This window comes from Novosphingobium sp. BL-S-24 (assembly GCF_055521575.1).
In genome coordinates, this window is the sequence record NZ_CM145488.1 from 528,691 (window position 1) to 544,296 (window position 15,606).

A 15,606-nucleotide genomic window follows, 5' to 3' on the forward strand; every position below is an offset into this window, starting at 1 on the left:
CTCTCTCCGGAGAGGCTTTTTTCTTATCGGCTGCAGGCGCGCTGATCGATGATCCTGAAACCTTCGGCTTTCGCCATGCAGGCGTTGCCAAACGTCTGCCGCTTGCCACGCTTGACGGCGCAGACGGGTGCATATTCCCGCGTACAGATGGCCGGCCGCTCGGGACGGGGGCGGTTCGGACGGTCGGGACCCGGCATTGTCTCCATACAACCGGCAAGGGCAACTACGCCGGCAAGGCTCAAGGCAAACGGGATCTTCATCGACATAAGCATGCTCCGTTGATGCGTCGGCCTCAGCCGGTGGTATCATGCTGCCTTGACGGCCCACGTGATACAAGGGCGGATCGACATCCAGTCGCCACGGGACTCGCCATCCGGCGTCAGCGCGACTAAGGGAGCCGCAAACGAATCCCCCGCAGGAAGGAAGCACCCTCTCCCATGCGTATCGCGATCGCATCCGATCACGCCGCCGTCGACCTGAAGGCGACCTTGCGCGAATACCTGATCGAAGCGGGCCACGAAGTCGCCGACCTTGGCCCCGACACCGCCGACCGGGTCGATTACCCCGACTATGGGTATAAGCTGGCGTCGGTCGTCGCAGACGGTACGGTTCAGTTCGGTGTCGCCCTCTGCGGCTCGGGCATCGGCATTTCCATCGCCGTCAATCGCGACCCGGCCTGCCGCTGCGCTCTGGTCTCCGAACCCCTGTCGGCCACCTTGGCGCGTGAGCACAACGACGCCAACGTCATCGCCATGGGCGCGCGCCTGACCGGCGAGGACATGGCCAAGGCCTGCCTCGATGCCTTTCTGTCCACCGATTTCGGCGGAGGCCGCCACGCCGGTCGTGTCGAAAAACTATCCAATCCCTCCATTTGAAGGAGCCTAGGCCCATGACCGTAGACACCGCCATCCGCTCGCCCGGCTTCTTCACCGACACCATCGCGCAGAGCGATCCTGATGTGGCCAAGGCCATCGGCAAGGAACTGAAGCGCGAGCGCAAGCAGATTGAGCTGATCGCGTCCGAAAACATCGTCTCCAAGGCCGTGCTCGAAGCGCAGGGCTCGGTGCTGACCAACAAGTACGCCGAAGGGTATCCGGGCAAGCGGTACTACCAGGGCTGCGAACCGTCGGACGAAGTGGAAACGCTGGCGATCGAACGCGCGAAGCAGCTGTTCGACTGCGGTTTCGCCAATGTCCAGCCGCACTCCGGCGCGCAGGCCAACGGCGCCGTCCTGCTGGCGACCGTCAAGCCGGGCGACACCGTCATGGGCATGAGCCTGGACGCTGGCGGCCACCTCACCCACGGCGCCAAGGCGGCCCTGTCGGGCAAGTGGTTCAACGCTGTCCAATATGGCGTCACCAAGGACACGCACCTCATCGACTACGATCAGGTCGAGGCGCTGGCGCGCGAGCACAATCCCAAGCTCATCATCGCCGGTGGTTCTGCCTATCCGCGCGTCATCGATTTCAAGCGCATGCGCGAAATCGCCGATGCGGTGGGCGCGATCTTCCAGGTGGACATGGCGCACTTCGCAGGACTGGTTGCGGCGGGCCTGCACCCCTCGCCCTTCCCGCACGCCCACATCGCCACTACGACCACGCACAAGACGCTGCGTGGTCCGCGCGGCGGCATGATCCTCACCAATGACGAGGCGCTGGCCAAGAAGATCAATTCAGCCGTCTTCCCCGGCCTGCAGGGCGGCCCGCTGATGCACGTCGTCGCCGCCAAGGCCGTGGCGTTCGGCGAAGCGCTGCGCCCCGACTTCAAGGACTACGCCGCCCGCGTCATCGAGAACGCGCAGGTTCTGGCCGAAACGCTCAAGTCGCGCGGCGCGGCGATCGTGTCGGGCGGAACCGACACGCACCTCGCTCTCGTCGATCTGTCCCCGCTCGGCGTGACGGGCAAAGACGCGGACGAGGCGCTGGAGCGTGCGGGCATCACCTGCAACAAGAACGGCATCCCGTTCGATCCGCTGCCGCCGATGAAGACAAGCGGCATCCGCGTCGGCTCTCCCGCCGGTACGACTCGTGGTTTCGGACCCGAGGAATTTCGTGAAATCGGCAACATGGTCGCCGATGTTCTCGACGGTCTGGCCCGCTGTGGCGAAGAAGGTGACGCTCAGGTGGAGCAGAACGTTCGCACGCGCGTTGAAGCGCTTTGTGATCGTTTCCCCATCTATGAGGACTAAACCATGATTGATCCCCAGCGCCCTAACCACAATGGCGACTTCGTGCACGATGCTCGCCAGGAACTCGCCGGCATGCTTCAGGATGGCCTTGCCCATCCTTCCACCAAGCCGGTTCTGGCGTGGGGCGCGATCGGAGCGCTGGCGGGTGCAGTCCTGCCGTTCATTCCGATTGGCCTCGGCTTGGCGGCTGGCGCCGGGTACAAGTTCTACAAGCGCGTTCGGCCTGAATGAGTTTCGGCATTTCGAAAGTAACCGATTGAATGCGCTGTCCTTTTTGCGCTCACGATGATTCCCAGGTAAAGGACAGCCGGCCGACGGAGGACGCAACCGCGATCCGTCGGCGCCGCCAGTGTTCAAGCTGCGGCGGTCGGTTCACAACGTTCGAACGGGTACAACTGCGCGAAATCGTGGTCGTCAAAAGCAACGATGCGATTGACGACCCACGTCGCGAGCCGTTCGATCGCGCCAAGATCGAGCAATCCGTCACGCTGGCATGCCGTAAGCGCGGGATCGAGCGTGATCGGATTGACCGTCTGGTATCCAGCGTCCAGCGACAGATCGAAACCTCAGGCGAAACGGAAGTGCCGTCCCGCATGATCGGCGAACTGGTCATGGAGGGGCTGCGACTGCTCGATTCGGTGGCGTATATTCGGTTCGCGAGCGTCTACCGCTCCTTTAACGAAGCGAAGGATTTCGAAGATTTTGCAGGAACGGTGCGTGATGTCGGCGTCAACTGATATGAAGCGTCCCATCATCGTCCTGGTGAGCCCCCAACTTGGCGAGAATATCGGCAAGGCCGCGCGCGCGATGCTCAACTTCGGGCTTACCGAACTTCGCCTGGTCTCCCCTCGTGACGGTTGGCCTAATCCGTCTGCTGGCCCGGCTGCGGCGGGCGCGGACGATGTGCTGGAAAAAGCCGAGGTGTTCGAAACACTGGCCGACGCGGTTTCCGACTGTTCCAACGTCTATGCAACCACCGTACGCAAGCGGGGCGTGACCAAGCCTGTCGTCACCCCGGAACAGGCCGCTCACGAGGTCCACACCGCCCCCGGACGATCCGCCTATGTTTTCGGTCCCGAACGCTCGGGGTTGGAAACGGAGGACGTGGCGTTGGCCCGCGCGATCCTGACCGTGCCGATCAACCCCGCGTTCGCTTCGCTTAATCTGGCGCAGGCGGTCATTCTGTGCGCCTATGAGTGGTCGAAGGGTGCGGCATTGGCCCAGCCTACCGTCGAAGAGATACTCCCACCTGCCCCGCAGGATGAACTGGAAGGCATGATCGGCCAGTTCGAACGGCTGCTGGAGCCGACCAATTATTTCTTTCCGGAAAGCCGTGCCAGCGCCACGCGCCGCACCTTGCGTAACATGCTGACCAAGCCCGGTTGGAACTCGCTCGAAGTGCGCACCATGCGCGGCGTGCTGAGCGCTCTCGGCGGCAATCGCAAACCCCGCGATCTGGGATAAAATCCGCTTCGTATCAGCGAACGGGGGCTTGGCGCTTGACTCTGCCGCCCTACACGCTAAGCGGCACCCCTTCACATGGCGACCGCCTCGGCAGTCGTTCCATTCGGCCCCGCACCCCGGTGAAGCGGCGGCCGCATCCAGTGCTCTATGGCTGGATGGTGCACCCCGGGAAACTATGGATCGCGTAGCCACAGTGGTGGCGCGGCAGCAGAACGGAAAGTGACATATGTCGAAGCGTCAAAGCTCGAAGTACAAACTCGACCGCCGCATGGGCGAAAACATCTGGGGCCGTCCCAAGAGCTCGGTCAACCGCCGCAGCTACGGCCCCGGCCAGCACGGTCAGCGCCGCAAAAGCAAGGTTTCGGACTACGGTCTGCAGCTGCGCGCCAAGCAGAAGCTCAAGGGCTACTATGGCGACGTGACGGAAAAGCAGTTCAAGCGCACGTATCAGGAAGCGTCCAGCATGAAGGGCGATACCGGTCAGAACCTGATCGGCCTGCTCGAGCAGCGCCTGGACATGGTCGTATACCGCTCCAAGTTCGCGCCGACCATCTTCTCGGCTCGCCAGATCGTTTCGCACGGCCACATCCGCGTCAATGGCGTGAAGTGCAACATCGCATCGCGTCGCGTTCGCGTTGGCGACATCATCAGCCTCGGCACCAAGGCCAAGGAGATGGCGCTGATCATCGAAGCGCAGAACCTGCCCGAGCGTGAAGTTCCCGACTACGTGTCGCAGGACGGCACCGACAAGGTGACTTTCGTTCGCGTTCCGACGCTGGACGAAGTGCCTTACCCGGTAAAGATGGAACCCAACCTGGTCGTCGAATTCTATTCGCGCTGATCGGTTTTCAAACAGAACCAATCGCAAAGGGCGGTCCTTCGGGGCCGCCCTTTTCGTGTGTGGAGACGACACAAAAAATTACATATTTTGGGTGACTTGTCGGGGAACTGTAGCCTGTCCATGCGCATTAACGGGGCATCATGACACGCTATCGCTTCATCACCCCTCATCGCACTGGCAAGTGGTACACCGACCTCAAGACCGCGCAGCGGCACGCGTGCGAAATCGGTGCCGGATTTCTTGATGAAATGACCGGTCGCTTTGTCGCCTACGTCGAGACGATGCTCGAAACCAAATCTGCCGACGAAGATGTAGGTCAGCCGGCAGCGATCGCTGCCTGATTTTCCCGTCTCCCGTTAGGAGTCAGGCCGGGCTTGCCGTTGATTTTACATACCGTCGACGGAAATCATCAGCGAACATATCGAACCGCTGGTCAGCGATAGCGTCGCGCATCCCCTGCATCAGATTCTGGTAGAATGAAATGTTGTGCTCGGTGAGCAGCATCGCGCCGAGCATCTCTCCCGCCTTAACAAGATGATGCAGATATGCCCTGCTGTAGGTGGCGCACGTCGGGCAGCCGCATTCCGGATCGATCGGGCCGGTGTCCTCCGCATGTCGGGCATTGCGCATGTTCAGCGGGCCGTTCCAGGTGAAGGCCTGACCGTTGCGGCCCGAACGGGTGGGCAGCACGCAATCGAACATGTCCACCCCGCGCTCCACCGCACCGACCAGATCGTCCGGCTTGCCAACGCCCATCAGGTAGCGCGGGCGATCGACAGGCAATTGCGCGGGCGCAAAGTCCAACGTCGCGAACATGGCTTCCTGCCCCTCACCGACAGCAAGTCCGCCGATGGCATAGCCATCGAAACCGATTTCGGTCAGGGCCTGCGCACTGGCCTTTCGCAAATCCTCATCCAGCGCGCCTTGCTGAATACCGAACAAGGCCGAACTCTCGGCATGCTCGCCCCCGTCATCGAACGCTGAACGGCTCCGGCGGGCCCAGCGCATCGACATCTCCATGGACCGGGCGATGACGTCGCGAGACTGGTCGATCTTGGGGCATTCGTCGAAGCACATGACGATGTCCGATCCGAGCAATCGCTGGATTTCCATCGACCGCTCCGGGCTAAGCATGTGTCGGGATCCGTCGATGTGACTGGCGAACGTAACCCCTTCCTCGGTGATCTTGCGCAGTTCCGAAAGGCTCATCACCTGATAGCCGCCGCTATCGGTCAGGATCGGACGGTCCCAATTCATGAACTTGTGCAGGCCCCCCAGCCGCGCCACGCGTTCAGCTCCCGGGCGAAGCATCAGATGATAGGTATTTCCCAGGATAATGTCGGCGCCGGTCGCGCGAACGTCCTGCGGTTTCATCGCCTTGACCGTGGCTGCAGTGCCGACCGGCATGAAGGCAGGCGTGCGAATTTCCCCGCGACGCATCTGGACGACGCCAGTGCGGGCCTTGCCTTGGGTCGCGTGAATGGTGAACTGGAAGCGCGGTTTCATGCCGCGCCCGTTACCGCGATCAGAACCCGTAGACCAGTGAGAACCGAGATATCGTATCTGTCTTCAACGATCCGATCGGTGGCGATGTTTCATGCTCGATCGCGTAGGACAGCTTTGCTTTCAATCCCTTGACCAGACCGGACTCGAGCGCCGTCAGCGACGTGAAGGTGTTGTTGTCCGACCCGATGTAACTCGACGCGTCCTGCGTCAGCTTGAGCTGGGGATTGATGGTCCAGTCGAAATCGATCGATGTCAGGACCGACCAAGTGGTGTCGTTGGTTTCTCCGACGTAGTTGATGCGACGAATTGCAGGCCCGGCCTCCAGCGACAGCGTCATCGTCCGGCCATTCAAGATCCGATAGCCAAGGCCGCCGGACAGCGAATAGCGATCCTTGAACCCCTGGATGCGGTCGCGCTCGTATTGCACGCGGCCGTAGGTGAAGAGGCCTTCGTTCAGCGTGTACCGTGGCTGGTAGCTTGCGGCATATTGCTCGCGGGTGACGGTGCCACGGTCCTCCTGATAATCAGCGCGGGCCTGAACGATGTGCTCCCATTCTATGCCCTTGCGATTGAAATTGAAGGCAGCGCTGAACCCGAAGTTGTCGGTATTGCCGGTGGACCGGAAAGCGCCGAGTTCGATCTGCCCCTTCCACAGTTCGAGCGGCCCGGACGCGCGGATCCGTGCCAGTTCGGCCTCGGTCTTGGCCGCAATTTCTTTGGCCCTGCGGTCGAGAAAGGCGCGGTGCATGTCGCGGATCTCGTCCTTGTCGTAAGGCTGGGTCGCCTGGGCAAACTTGACGACCGTGGCGACGGCATCTGAGTCGTCGGTCTTCATCGCCTCTTCAAGCATGGCGCGGACAGGCATGGGCAGCCTCGGCCTGTCGACCGGGATGAAAGGGACGAATTCAGGATAGCTGGGAAGCTCCACCACCAGCGGAGGCGGGGGCGTCTCCGGCAGCATGACCAGTGGCGGGACCTCCTCCCGCGCATAAGCGGGGGCGGCGAAAAGCAGAACGGAAAGGCCGGCCAATACCCGGCTACGCGTCATCATCGTGGCTGATTAGCGCCTCAGTTGCGCAGCCGCCACCCCGTCCGGAAAATCCATGAAATGAAGCCGACGCACACCAGCAGGAATAGCAGCGTCAAACCCAACGAAAGGCCAATCGGAACATCGGACGAGCCGTAGAAGGTCCAGCGCAACCCATTGACCAGATACACCACCGGATTGGCCATCGCCACTTGCCGCCACGGTTCAGGCAGCACGTCGATCGAATAGAAAGTACCGCCAAGGAACGTGAGCGGGGTGAGGATCAGCAGTGGCACAATGGTGAGCTTCTCGAAGCTGTCAGCCCAAATGCCGAGAATGAATCCGAAAAGGGAAAAACTCGCCGATACGAGAAGTACATAGCAAAATGCATAGAACGGATGAGCAATCGAATAGTCGACGAACAAGCTGGCCGTCGCAAGGATGATTACCGCAAGTATCAACGACTTGGTCGCCGCAGCGCCTACGAAACCGACTAACGTTTCGGCCACCCCGACCGGAGCAGAAAGCAGTTCATAGATCGCCCCGGTAAAGCGAGGCATGTAGATGCCGAAACTGGCATTCGACGTGCTTTCGCCCAGGATCGTCAGCAATAGCAGTCCCGGCACGATGAACGCACCATAATTGACGCCGCCGACGCCGCCACTCATCTGGCTACCGATCGCAGCACCGAATACGACGAAATAGAGCGTCGTGGTCAAGACCGGCGCAAGGATCGACTGGAGCGCGGTGCGAAATGCGCGCATCAGTTCCTGCTTGTAGATGGTCCAGGCACTGCGGGCGTTGAACAAGCTCACGCAGCCGCTCCCTGAGCCATGGGATTGCCCGCACCGGAACCCTCGAGCAGATTCACGAAAATGTCTTCCAGGCTCGATTCATGGATGTCGATCGCGGTGTAGTCGATCCCCGCGTGCGTCAAAGCCTTGGTAAGCTGGGCGACTTCCGCCGTGCCGGCACTGGCCCCTTTACCTCCACCACCGCGATAGCAAAGCACGCTCCCTCCCTCGATCAGCGACACGGGATATTGCGAAATGTCCTCCGGCAACGCACTCAGGGGTGTGGCGAGCGTAATCAACGCTTCCGTACGACCCAGCCGTTCCATCATCGCGGCCTTTTCGTCCACCATCAGGATCTCGCCTCCGCGAATGATGCCAACGCGATCGGCCATTTCCTCTGCTTCTTCGATATAGTGGGTCGTCAGGATCACCGTGGTTCCGCGATCCCTCAGCAGATTGATCTGCTTCCACATGTCTCGGCGCAGTTCCACGTCCACCCCCGCCGTCGGCTCATCCAGGAAAAGCAATTCGGGTTCGTGGGCGAGTGCCTTGGCGATCAACACGCGGCGCTTCATTCCTCCGGACAGATTACGGATCTGTTCGTTCCGCTTGTCCCAAAGGCTCAATGCTCGCAGGATCTCTTCCACGAGGGCCGGGTTCGGCGCGAGCCCGAACAGGCCGCGCGAGTGATTGACGGAGCGCAGAACCGGCTCGAACATATCGGTGGCGAGTTCTTGCGGCACGAGGCCTATGCGTGCCCTCAGCGTCCGCCAGTGCGCACCCATATCCTCCCCGAAGGCCTTGATCGTGCCCGAGGTAGGGCGAACCATCCCGCACACGGCGCCGATCAGGGTCGTCTTGCCCGCGCCGTTCGGCCCAAGCAGAGCGAAAATCTCTCCGCGATTGATGGCAAGGTCCACACCCTTGAGAGCGGTGAACCCTCCTTTGTAAGTCTTGGTCAGCCCGCTGATTTCGAGGATAGTTTGCATGGCGTCTGAATGAGGGGAAAGCCCGATCGTTCCAAGCCCTCCAGCCGATATTCGGTCTGATAACCCGTTCCCACCGTGTCAGGGAAGCAGCAGGCTGGAATCCCCGTAGCTGTAGAAGCGATATCCATTCCCGATCGCATGGGCATAGACCGATTGCATCCGCTCCAGCCCCATCAAGGCGCTGACCAGCATGAACAGCGTCGACTTTGGCAGATGGAAGTTGGTCATCAGGCCATCGATCGCTTTGAAGCGGTATCCCGGTGTGATGAAAATCGATGTGTCGCCCTCGAAAGGGCGGATGATGCCATCGTCTCCAGCGGCGCTTTCGAGCAGGCGCAGCGAGGTGGTGCCCACAGCGATCAGCCGACCGCCACCTGCCCGGACGGCGTTGAGCCGATTGGCTGTGTCGGTATCGATCCGCCCCCACTCTGCATGCATCTGATGATCGGACGTGTCGTCGGCTTTCACCGGCAGGAATGTTCCCGCGCCGACGTGGAGGGTCAGCGTTTCACTGCCGATACCTGCCTCCCCCAAAGCCGCGACGAGTTCCGGCGTGAAATGAAGCGCTGCCGTCGGCGCTGCAACAGCCCCCTTCTCCCGCGCAAACATCGTCTGGTAGTCAGTGGTATCGGCGTCGTCAGTGGGACGCTTACCGGCGATATAGGGCGGCAACGGCATGCGACCGGCTCGTTCGAGCAGGACCTCGACCGGTTCTTCACCGTGAAACGCCAGGGTCCAGCTGCCGTCGTCATGGCGCTCTTCGGCGGTTGCGTTCACCTCGGCTGAAAAAGCGACGACGTCGCCGGCCCGCAGTCTCTTGGCGTTGCGAATGAAGGCCTGCCACCGGCGCAGATCGATGCGTTTGTGCAGCGTAGCGCCGATCCGGGCTTCTCCGCGGGTGCCTTCCAGTTGGGCAGGAATGACGCGCGTATCATTGAATACCAGAACGTCTCCGCGACGGAGCAGGGACGGCAGATCACGAACATGGCGATCGGAGAATGGCTGGTCGCCATCGACCACCAGCATCTTCGCTGCATCGCGCGGGCGGACCGGGCGGAGGGCGATATTTTCGGATGGGAGTTCGAAATCGAAAAGGTCAACGCGCATGGCGCCGCGCGCTAGCCCACTGGTGCATCGTCGGCAAGGTCGCCGATGATGCTGCCTAGTTCGACTTCGAGTTGCTCAGGTCGCTAGCGGTGGGAACGGCAGCCGGCGCAACCGGCGCTGCGACCGGAGCCGGTGCCGGCTTGTGCTCTGACGCCAGCGAGGCCTGGACGACCTTCGTAGGATTTTCGGGCGGCTCACCGCGCTGGATGGTGTCGACATAGTTCATGCCGGCAATGACGCGGCCGAAAACCGTGTACTTCCGATCCAACGCAAAACGCGGGTAGAAGACGATGAAGAACTGGCTGTTGGCGCTGTTCGGCTCATTCGTGCGCGCCATCGAAACCGTTCCACGAAGGTGCGGCATGGAATTGAATTCGGCCTGAAGGTCAGGCAATTGCGATCCGCCCTGCCCGGTCCCGGTGGGATCGCCGGTCTGTGCCATGAACCCATCGATCACGCGGTGGAAGATCACGCCGTTGTAGAAACCCTGCGAAGCGAGGGCCTTCACCCGCTCGACGTGATGCGGCGCCCATTGCGGCATCATCCGGATCGCCACGCGGCCGCCATTCGACAGGTCCAGCAGAAGAACGTTCTCCGGCTCATGCGTGATGTCGGTATCGATCGCCGTGGGAAGCGCCGCCGGCGCCGGGGGAGCCGGTTCTTCCTTCTTGGCGAAAGCCGGAGCAGCCGCCAGGGCGGCACCCATCATCAGCGCGGTCACGGAAAGGTGAAACTTCATGAGTTACTCACTGGCCAATAAAGGGAGAGGATCCGACCGGTCCCGAATTCGGCGCGATAGAGCGCTGCCGCTTTCGACACAATGAACGAATTGCATCGGCATTTCGCTCGCCGGGTCAGTAATCCCCGAGGAGACCGTTCTTGGCGATGCGCGAAACCACATCTTCGCGCACTGCCGGGCTGACGAACTTGGCGATATCGCCGCCGAACATCGCGATCTCCTTCACCAGCTTGGACGCAATCGGCTGCAGGCCGACGTCTGCCATCAGGAAGATCGTCTCGATCGTCGCGTTGAGCTGCTGGTTCATGCCGGCCATCTGGTATTCGTATTCGAAGTCGGCGACTGCTCTCAGGCCCCGGACGATAACGCTAGCACCCTGCTTTTGCGCGAACTTCATCAACAGCGCGTTGAAGCCCACGACAGAGACGTTATCGATCCCGAGGGCGGCTGCTTCCCGCTCCACCATGGCGATGCGCTCTTCCGGCGTGAACAGAGGGTTCTTCGACGGATTGGTCGTCACCCCGATGATTAGCCGATCGACCAGCTTGGCCCCGCGACGGATGATGTCGGCATGGCCGAGCGTGATGGGATCGAACGTCCCTGGGTAAACGCCAATGCGCTCGGATGCCATCAGTGATCTCTTTCAATGATATAGCGTGCGACGCTGCGCAGCAGATCCGCTTCCGGCCCATGCTGGGCCAGATGGCCCACGGCCTGTTCCACCAGCATCCGAGCCTGATCGCGAGCACGGTCTGGGCCGAGGAGTGACACGAACGTTTCCTTGCCCGCCTGCGCATCCTTGCCGACCGCCTTGCCAGCAACCGAGGCATCGCCTTCATGGTCGATGAGGTCGTCAGCGATCTGGAAGGCAAGCCCGATGTCCCGGGCATAACCACGCAGATGCGCCCTGCCCTCAGGCTGAACGCGCCCCAGGATAGCGCCCATTTCAACCGCAGCGCCAAGCAGCGCGCCGGTCTTCAACTGCTGGAGCCGGGTTACGGTCTGCAAATCGAACTCGCTCGATTCGGCGACGAGGTCCATCATCTGCCCTCCGGCCATTCCCTGCGCGCCGCTGGCGTGGCCCAGGGTGCGGACCAGTTCGATCTGCGTGAACGGATCGGGGCTGGTGGCGGTATCGGCCAGCACTTCGAATGCGAAGGCGTGCAGCGAGTCACCCGCCAGCACTGCCGTCGCTTCGTCAAAGGCGATGTGCAGCGTCGGCTTCCCGTGGCGAAGGGCATCGTTGTCCATGCACGGCAGATCGTCGTGGATCAGCGAATAGACGTGGATCGATTCGATCGACACCGCCGCCCTGATGGCCGCTTCCCGCTGAACCCCGTACATTTCCGCGACGGAGGCCAGCAGCAGCGGCCGCAGCCGTTTGCCCCCGCCGATCGCCGCATAGCGCATCGCCTCGACCAGCTTGGCGCGGGCGTCATCAGGAACCGGGAGCAGAGCATCGAACGCCCCGTCGATCTCCTCGGCAATGCGCTTCATGCCATCGGCCAGCAGCGAATCGGTCAGCCCCCCGGCGTCCATGATTCAGCGTTCCGCCGCGTCGAAAGGCTGGGTCGATGCGGCGGCGCCATCGGGTCCGGCAACGATCCGCTCGATCCGGGCCTGCGCCGCGTCCAGCCGCTTCTGGCAATGCAGGCGCAATTTCTCGCCCTTTTCGTAGAGCGTGATCGAATCCTCCAGCGGCACGTCGCCGCTTTCCAACTGGCGGACGATGGTTTCGAGGCCGCGCAGGGCGTCTTCGAAGCTCAGGGTATCGATGGTTTGCGTCTCGGATGCCATGCCGCAGCAATGGCGGCGTCCTTGGGGACGGTCAAGGTGGCACCCTGAAATTACCGCCGACCCAACGGCATCGCGACGGGTTTAGTTGATGAAACACATGCGCCGTACCTTGTTCACAAGGACGAAATGCGCCTCTGCCGATCGACGACATGAAAGAGCCGCTGGCAGGATAGCAGGCGCGGCGCATGTAGGAAAATGCCGCCAGCCGCCTCATCATTCCAAAGCAGTCTAGCGCAGGCGCATCGACATGGCTAAGGCGCGGGGCCATGAGCACGATCACCCCAGAAGTCGTCGAGGCGCATGGCCTCAACCCCGAGGAATACGAGCGCGTCCTGCATGCGCTGGGCCGTGAGCCGAACCTCGTCGAACTCGGCATCTTCTCGGTCATGTGGTCCGAGCACTGCTCGTACAAATCCAGCCGCTTCCACCTGAAGAAGCTGCCGACCGAAGCCCCCTGGGTGATCTGCGGCCCCGGTGAGAACGCCGGCATCATCGATATCGGGGACGGCCAGGCCGCCATCTTCAAGATGGAGAGCCACAACCACCCCAGCTACATCGAGCCGTATCAGGGCGCCGCGACCGGCGTCGGCGGCATCCTGCGCGACGTGTTCACGATGGGCGCACGGCCCGTCGCCAACATGAACGCGCTGCGCTTCGGGCGTCCCGATCACCCGAAGATGAAGCACTTGGTCAAGGGCGTGGTCGCGGGCATCGGCGGCTACGGCAACTGCGTGGGCGTGCCGACCGTTGGTGGCGAGACGAATTTCCACAAGGCTTACGACGGCAACATCCTGGTCAACGCGATGACCGTTGGCGTCGCCGATACCGACAAGATTTTCTACAGCGCCGCCACCGGCCTTGGTAACCCGATCGTCTATGTCGGTTCGAAGACCGGGCGTGACGGCATTCACGGCGCCACGATGGCAAGCGCGGACTTCGGTGACGACATCGATGAAAAGCGCCCCACCGTCCAGGTCGGCGATCCTTTCGTCGAAAAGCTGCTGATCGAGGCCTGCCTTGAACTGATGGCGACCGACGCGATCGTCGCGATTCAGGACATGGGCGCGGCCGGCCTTACCTCCTCCTCGGTCGAAATGGCCAGCAAGGGCGGCGCTGGCATCCGCCTCAACATGAACAAGGTGCCCTGCCGCGAAGAGGCGATGACACCGTATGAAATGATGCTGAGCGAAAGCCAGGAGCGCATGCTCATGGTGCTGAAGCCCGGCAAGGAAGCCATGGCCGAAGCCATCTTCTCCAAGTGGGAGCTGGACTTTGCCGTGATCGGCGAAGTGACCGACACCGGCCACATGGTGCTGGAATTCAACGGCGACGTGGTGTGCGACATTCCGCTCGGCCCGCTCGCGGACGACGCACCGGAATATCAGCGCCCCTACGTTTCGGCCGAGGAATACAAGGCGTGGGCCGCTGTCCCCGCGCTGGGAGATGTGCCCGAAACCACCGACATCGCTGCCGACCTGCTCGCCCTCATGGGCAGTGCCGACCTGGCCTCACGCAAGTGGATCTGGGAACAGTACGATAGCCAGGTCGGCGCCGACACGATGCAGAAATCGGGCGGAGACGCCGCCGTCGTGCGCGTGCACGGCACGCAAAAGGCGCTGGCGATCAGCACCGACTGCTCGCCGCGCTATTGCTATGCCGATCCCTACGAAGGCGGCAAGCAGGCGGTCGCGGAAACCTACCGCAACATCAGCGCGGTGGGCGGATTGCCGCTGGCGATCACCAACTGCCTGAACTTCGCCAACCCGCAGCGCCCCCAGATCATGGCGCAGATCGTCGGGTGCCTGAACGGCATGGGCGATGCCTGCCGCGCGCTCGACTATCCGATCGTGTCCGGCAACGTCTCGCTCTACAACGAATCCAAGGCGACCGGCGGCGGCTCGGCCATCCTGCCGACCCCGGCGATCGGTGGCGTCGGCCTGTTGGTGGACCATGACCGGATGGCGACGATCGCGTTCAAGAACGATGGCGACGACATCTTCCTGCTCGGCGGAGAAGGTACTCACCTTGGCCAGTCACTGTGGCTCAAAACGATTGCCGGGCGCGAAGCCGGTGGTGCGCCGATCGTGGATCTGAAGGCCGAGGCCGAGAATGGCGCGACCATCCGCGAATGGATCGGCGCCGGTAAAGTCACCGCCGTTCACGACATCAGCGACGGCGGCCTGATTGTCGCGCTCTCCGAAATGGCTCTGGCAAGCGGGATCGGCTGCACGCTCGACACCGCGCTGACCACGGCGCAGGCGTTCGGTGAAGACCAGTCGCGTTATGTGGTGACGGCACCTGCGGGTACCGAGCTTCGCGGCGCGGTGAAGATCGGGCGGGTTGGCGGGACGACCGTCGATGGGCTTGAGATCGCCGATCTGCGCCGGGCCAACGAGGCCTTCTTCGCCGACTGGATGGAAGCCTGATCCGCCTACCCCGGCGCTGAGCCAGCAAGGACGTTGACGCTCAGCGCCAAGATTCCAAGGTTGAAGGCAAAGGCGAACAGGCCGTGAAACGTCGTGACCCGGCGGACGGCGGCCTTGGTGATGTCGATGTCTGCGGTCTGGCAGGTCATCCCGATCACGAAGGCAAAGTTCACGAAGTCCGAGAAGTCCGGCGTGCAATCGCCGGGAAAATCGAGACCTTCATGATCGCCGTCATCGTCCGGTGAGTAATAAAGCCGGGCGTAGTGGAACGCGTAGATCAGGTTCGCGAACGTCCAGCTGGCGATCAGCGTGCCCACCAGCAGGGCGATACCGCCCATTCCGAGTTCCTGTTTGTCGAGGATCAGCAGGCTCAACGCCGAGAGGATGACGACGCTGATAACGCTGCTGAGCACCAGCAGCAGGAACTGACCGGCATCGTCACGCTTGGCCTGCGCCCGCATCACCTCGGGCCGCCCGCTCCGCCACAGCGGGATGCACGAAGCCGCGAAAGCCAGCACGCCCAGGTCGAACCCGGCAATCACCGCCTCCGCCTTCGGCATGAGCGCGGCAAGACCCAGCGCCGCGAGTGCGAACACCATCAGGAACAACAGATAGCGCGGATGGCCGAATCGAACCTGCATCGCTGTTCCTTTGCGCGGGCGTGGCGTCGATCAATGCCTTTTGCGGAGCAAGTGGAAAGCCAAAAATTGATCGCGCAAAGGCGTTAA

19 protein-coding genes are annotated in these 15,606 nt (G+C 62.1%); 8 read left to right on the forward strand and 11 right to left on the reverse strand.

Annotated features, from left to right (window positions below; translation table 11 throughout):
* Positions 1-23: 23 nt before the first annotated feature.
* Entirely contained in the window at positions 24-266 is a 243-nt protein-coding gene (locus ACZ1JM_RS07680; protein ID WP_465134244.1) for a hypothetical protein, read from the reverse strand.
* Between the two features lie 171 nt (positions 267-437).
* Between ACZ1JM_RS07680 and rpiB the strand changes: the two genes are divergently transcribed.
* The 7 genes from rpiB to ACZ1JM_RS07715 all read left to right on the forward strand — a co-directional run bounded on the left by rpiB (position 438) and on the right by ACZ1JM_RS07715 (position 4,834).
* Positions 438-875 carry a ribose 5-phosphate isomerase B gene (gene rpiB, locus ACZ1JM_RS07685; protein WP_465134245.1) on the forward strand — a complete coding sequence of 146 codons (438 nt, stop codon included), beginning with the start codon at positions 438-440 and terminating at the stop codon, positions 873-875.
* 14 nt (positions 876-889) lie between these two features.
* Positions 890-2,188, forward strand: a complete 1,299-nt coding sequence (gene glyA / locus ACZ1JM_RS07690; protein ID WP_465134246.1) for a serine hydroxymethyltransferase — start codon at positions 890-892, stop codon at positions 2,186-2,188.
* 3 nt (positions 2,189-2,191) lie between these two features.
* Positions 2,192-2,419, forward strand: coding sequence for a hypothetical protein (locus ACZ1JM_RS07695; protein ID WP_465134247.1), 228 nt, complete (start codon positions 2,192-2,194; stop codon positions 2,417-2,419).
* 29 nt (positions 2,420-2,448) lie between these two features.
* Positions 2,449-2,925, forward strand: a complete 477-nt coding sequence (nrdR, locus tag ACZ1JM_RS07700; RefSeq protein ID WP_465134248.1) for a transcriptional regulator NrdR — start codon at positions 2,449-2,451, stop codon at positions 2,923-2,925.
* The gene (locus tag ACZ1JM_RS07705; RefSeq protein ID WP_465134249.1) at positions 2,909-3,652 is read left to right on the forward strand and encodes an RNA methyltransferase; all 744 of its coding nucleotides are present in this window, start codon (positions 2,909-2,911) and stop codon (positions 3,650-3,652) included. Before nrdR ends, ACZ1JM_RS07705 begins: the two co-directional genes overlap by 17 nt.
* Before the next feature lie 226 nt (positions 3,653-3,878).
* Positions 3,879-4,493 carry a 30S ribosomal protein S4 gene (rpsD, locus tag ACZ1JM_RS07710; protein ID WP_465134250.1) on the forward strand — a complete coding sequence of 205 codons (615 nt, stop codon included), beginning with the start codon at positions 3,879-3,881 and terminating at the stop codon, positions 4,491-4,493.
* A 140-nt stretch (positions 4,494-4,633) separates the two neighbouring features.
* Entirely contained in the window at positions 4,634-4,834 is a 201-nt protein-coding gene (locus tag ACZ1JM_RS07715; RefSeq protein ID WP_465134251.1) for a hypothetical protein, read from the forward strand.
* Positions 4,835-4,856: 22 nt separating this feature from the next.
* Here ACZ1JM_RS07715 and tgt read toward each other — a convergent pair whose 3' ends face one another.
* From tgt to ACZ1JM_RS07760, 9 genes are all read right to left on the reverse strand, one after another.
* Positions 4,857-5,999 carry a tRNA guanosine(34) transglycosylase Tgt gene (tgt, locus tag ACZ1JM_RS07720; RefSeq protein WP_465134252.1) on the reverse strand — a complete coding sequence of 381 codons (1,143 nt, stop codon included), beginning with the start codon at positions 5,997-5,999 and terminating at the stop codon, positions 4,857-4,859.
* A 19-nt stretch (positions 6,000-6,018) separates the two neighbouring features.
* Complete coding sequence (locus tag ACZ1JM_RS07725; protein ID WP_465134253.1) at positions 6,019-7,050, reverse strand: DUF481 domain-containing protein; 1,032 nt, start codon at positions 7,048-7,050, stop codon at positions 6,019-6,021.
* 17 nt (positions 7,051-7,067) lie between these two features.
* Positions 7,068-7,841 carry an ABC transporter permease gene (locus tag ACZ1JM_RS07730; RefSeq protein WP_465134254.1) on the reverse strand — a complete coding sequence of 258 codons (774 nt, stop codon included), beginning with the start codon at positions 7,839-7,841 and terminating at the stop codon, positions 7,068-7,070.
* Positions 7,838-8,809, reverse strand: a complete 972-nt coding sequence (locus ACZ1JM_RS07735; protein WP_465134255.1) for an ABC transporter ATP-binding protein — start codon at positions 8,807-8,809, stop codon at positions 7,838-7,840. The genes ACZ1JM_RS07730 and ACZ1JM_RS07735 overlap by 4 nt, the downstream gene beginning before the upstream one ends.
* Positions 8,810-8,887: 78 nt before the next feature.
* Positions 8,888-9,916, reverse strand: a complete 1,029-nt coding sequence (queA, locus tag ACZ1JM_RS07740) for a tRNA preQ1(34) S-adenosylmethionine ribosyltransferase-isomerase QueA (protein ID WP_465134256.1) — start codon at positions 9,914-9,916, stop codon at positions 8,888-8,890.
* A gap of 55 nt (positions 9,917-9,971) precedes the next feature.
* Entirely contained in the window at positions 9,972-10,655 is a 684-nt protein-coding gene (locus ACZ1JM_RS07745) for a peptidylprolyl isomerase (RefSeq protein WP_465134257.1), read from the reverse strand.
* Positions 10,656-10,770: 115 nt separating this feature from the next.
* On the reverse strand, positions 10,771-11,286 hold the full coding sequence (gene coaD / locus ACZ1JM_RS07750; protein ID WP_465134258.1) for a pantetheine-phosphate adenylyltransferase: 516 nt from the start codon (positions 11,284-11,286) through the stop codon (positions 10,771-10,773).
* Positions 11,286-12,194 (reverse strand): polyprenyl synthetase family protein, encoded by a 909-nt coding sequence (locus tag ACZ1JM_RS07755; protein WP_465134259.1) that lies wholly within the window; start codon positions 12,192-12,194, stop codon positions 11,286-11,288. The genes coaD and ACZ1JM_RS07755 overlap by 1 nt, the downstream gene beginning before the upstream one ends.
* 3 nt (positions 12,195-12,197) lie before the next feature.
* Positions 12,198-12,452 carry an exodeoxyribonuclease VII small subunit gene (locus ACZ1JM_RS07760; RefSeq protein WP_465134260.1) on the reverse strand — a complete coding sequence of 85 codons (255 nt, stop codon included), beginning with the start codon at positions 12,450-12,452 and terminating at the stop codon, positions 12,198-12,200.
* Positions 12,453-12,718: 266 nt separating this feature from the next.
* On the opposite strand from ACZ1JM_RS07760, the gene purL reads away from it, so the two are divergent.
* The gene (gene purL / locus ACZ1JM_RS07765) at positions 12,719-14,878 is read left to right on the forward strand and encodes a phosphoribosylformylglycinamidine synthase subunit PurL (RefSeq protein ID WP_465134261.1); all 2,160 of its coding nucleotides are present in this window, start codon (positions 12,719-12,721) and stop codon (positions 14,876-14,878) included.
* A 5-nt stretch (positions 14,879-14,883) separates the two neighbouring features.
* On the opposite strand, the gene ACZ1JM_RS07770 is transcribed toward purL, so the two are convergent.
* The gene (locus ACZ1JM_RS07770) at positions 14,884-15,519 is read right to left on the reverse strand and encodes a DUF1345 domain-containing protein (protein ID WP_465134262.1); all 636 of its coding nucleotides are present in this window, start codon (positions 15,517-15,519) and stop codon (positions 14,884-14,886) included.
* Between the last annotated feature and the right edge of the window lie 87 nt (positions 15,520-15,606).

Excerpts from the sequence above, each read along its gene's own strand:
- ACZ1JM_RS07680 (WP_465134244.1), bottom strand. The coding sequence starts at position 266 with ATGTCGATGAAGATCCCGTTTGCCTTGAGCCTTGCCGGCGTAGTTGCC.
- rpiB (WP_465134245.1), top strand. The coding sequence starts at position 438 with ATGCGTATCGCGATCGCATCCGATCACGCCGCCGTCGACCTGAAGGCG.
- glyA (WP_465134246.1), top strand. The coding sequence starts at position 890 with ATGACCGTAGACACCGCCATCCGCTCGCCCGGCTTCTTCACCGACACC.
- ACZ1JM_RS07695 (WP_465134247.1), top strand. The coding sequence starts at position 2,192 with ATGATTGATCCCCAGCGCCCTAACCACAATGGCGACTTCGTGCACGAT.
- nrdR (WP_465134248.1), top strand. The coding sequence starts at position 2,449 with ATGCGCTGTCCTTTTTGCGCTCACGATGATTCCCAGGTAAAGGACAGC.
- ACZ1JM_RS07705 (WP_465134249.1), top strand. The coding sequence starts at position 2,909 with ATGTCGGCGTCAACTGATATGAAGCGTCCCATCATCGTCCTGGTGAGC.
- rpsD (WP_465134250.1), top strand. The coding sequence starts at position 3,879 with ATGTCGAAGCGTCAAAGCTCGAAGTACAAACTCGACCGCCGCATGGGC.
- ACZ1JM_RS07715 (WP_465134251.1), top strand. The coding sequence starts at position 4,634 with ATGACACGCTATCGCTTCATCACCCCTCATCGCACTGGCAAGTGGTAC.
- tgt (WP_465134252.1), bottom strand. The coding sequence starts at position 5,999 with ATGAAACCGCGCTTCCAGTTCACCATTCACGCGACCCAAGGCAAGGCC.
- ACZ1JM_RS07725 (WP_465134253.1), bottom strand. The coding sequence starts at position 7,050 with ATGATGACGCGTAGCCGGGTATTGGCCGGCCTTTCCGTTCTGCTTTTC.
- ACZ1JM_RS07735 (WP_465134255.1), bottom strand. The coding sequence starts at position 8,809 with ATGCAAACTATCCTCGAAATCAGCGGGCTGACCAAGACTTACAAAGGA.
- queA (WP_465134256.1), bottom strand. The coding sequence starts at position 9,916 with ATGCGCGTTGACCTTTTCGATTTCGAACTCCCATCCGAAAATATCGCC.
- ACZ1JM_RS07745 (WP_465134257.1), bottom strand. The coding sequence starts at position 10,655 with ATGAAGTTTCACCTTTCCGTGACCGCGCTGATGATGGGTGCCGCCCTG.
- coaD (WP_465134258.1), bottom strand. The coding sequence starts at position 11,286 with ATGGCATCCGAGCGCATTGGCGTTTACCCAGGGACGTTCGATCCCATC.
- ACZ1JM_RS07755 (WP_465134259.1), bottom strand. The coding sequence starts at position 12,194 with ATGGACGCCGGGGGGCTGACCGATTCGCTGCTGGCCGATGGCATGAAG.
- ACZ1JM_RS07760 (WP_465134260.1), bottom strand. The coding sequence starts at position 12,452 with ATGGCATCCGAGACGCAAACCATCGATACCCTGAGCTTCGAAGACGCC.
- purL (WP_465134261.1), top strand. The coding sequence starts at position 12,719 with ATGAGCACGATCACCCCAGAAGTCGTCGAGGCGCATGGCCTCAACCCC.
- ACZ1JM_RS07770 (WP_465134262.1), bottom strand. The coding sequence starts at position 15,519 with ATGCAGGTTCGATTCGGCCATCCGCGCTATCTGTTGTTCCTGATGGTG.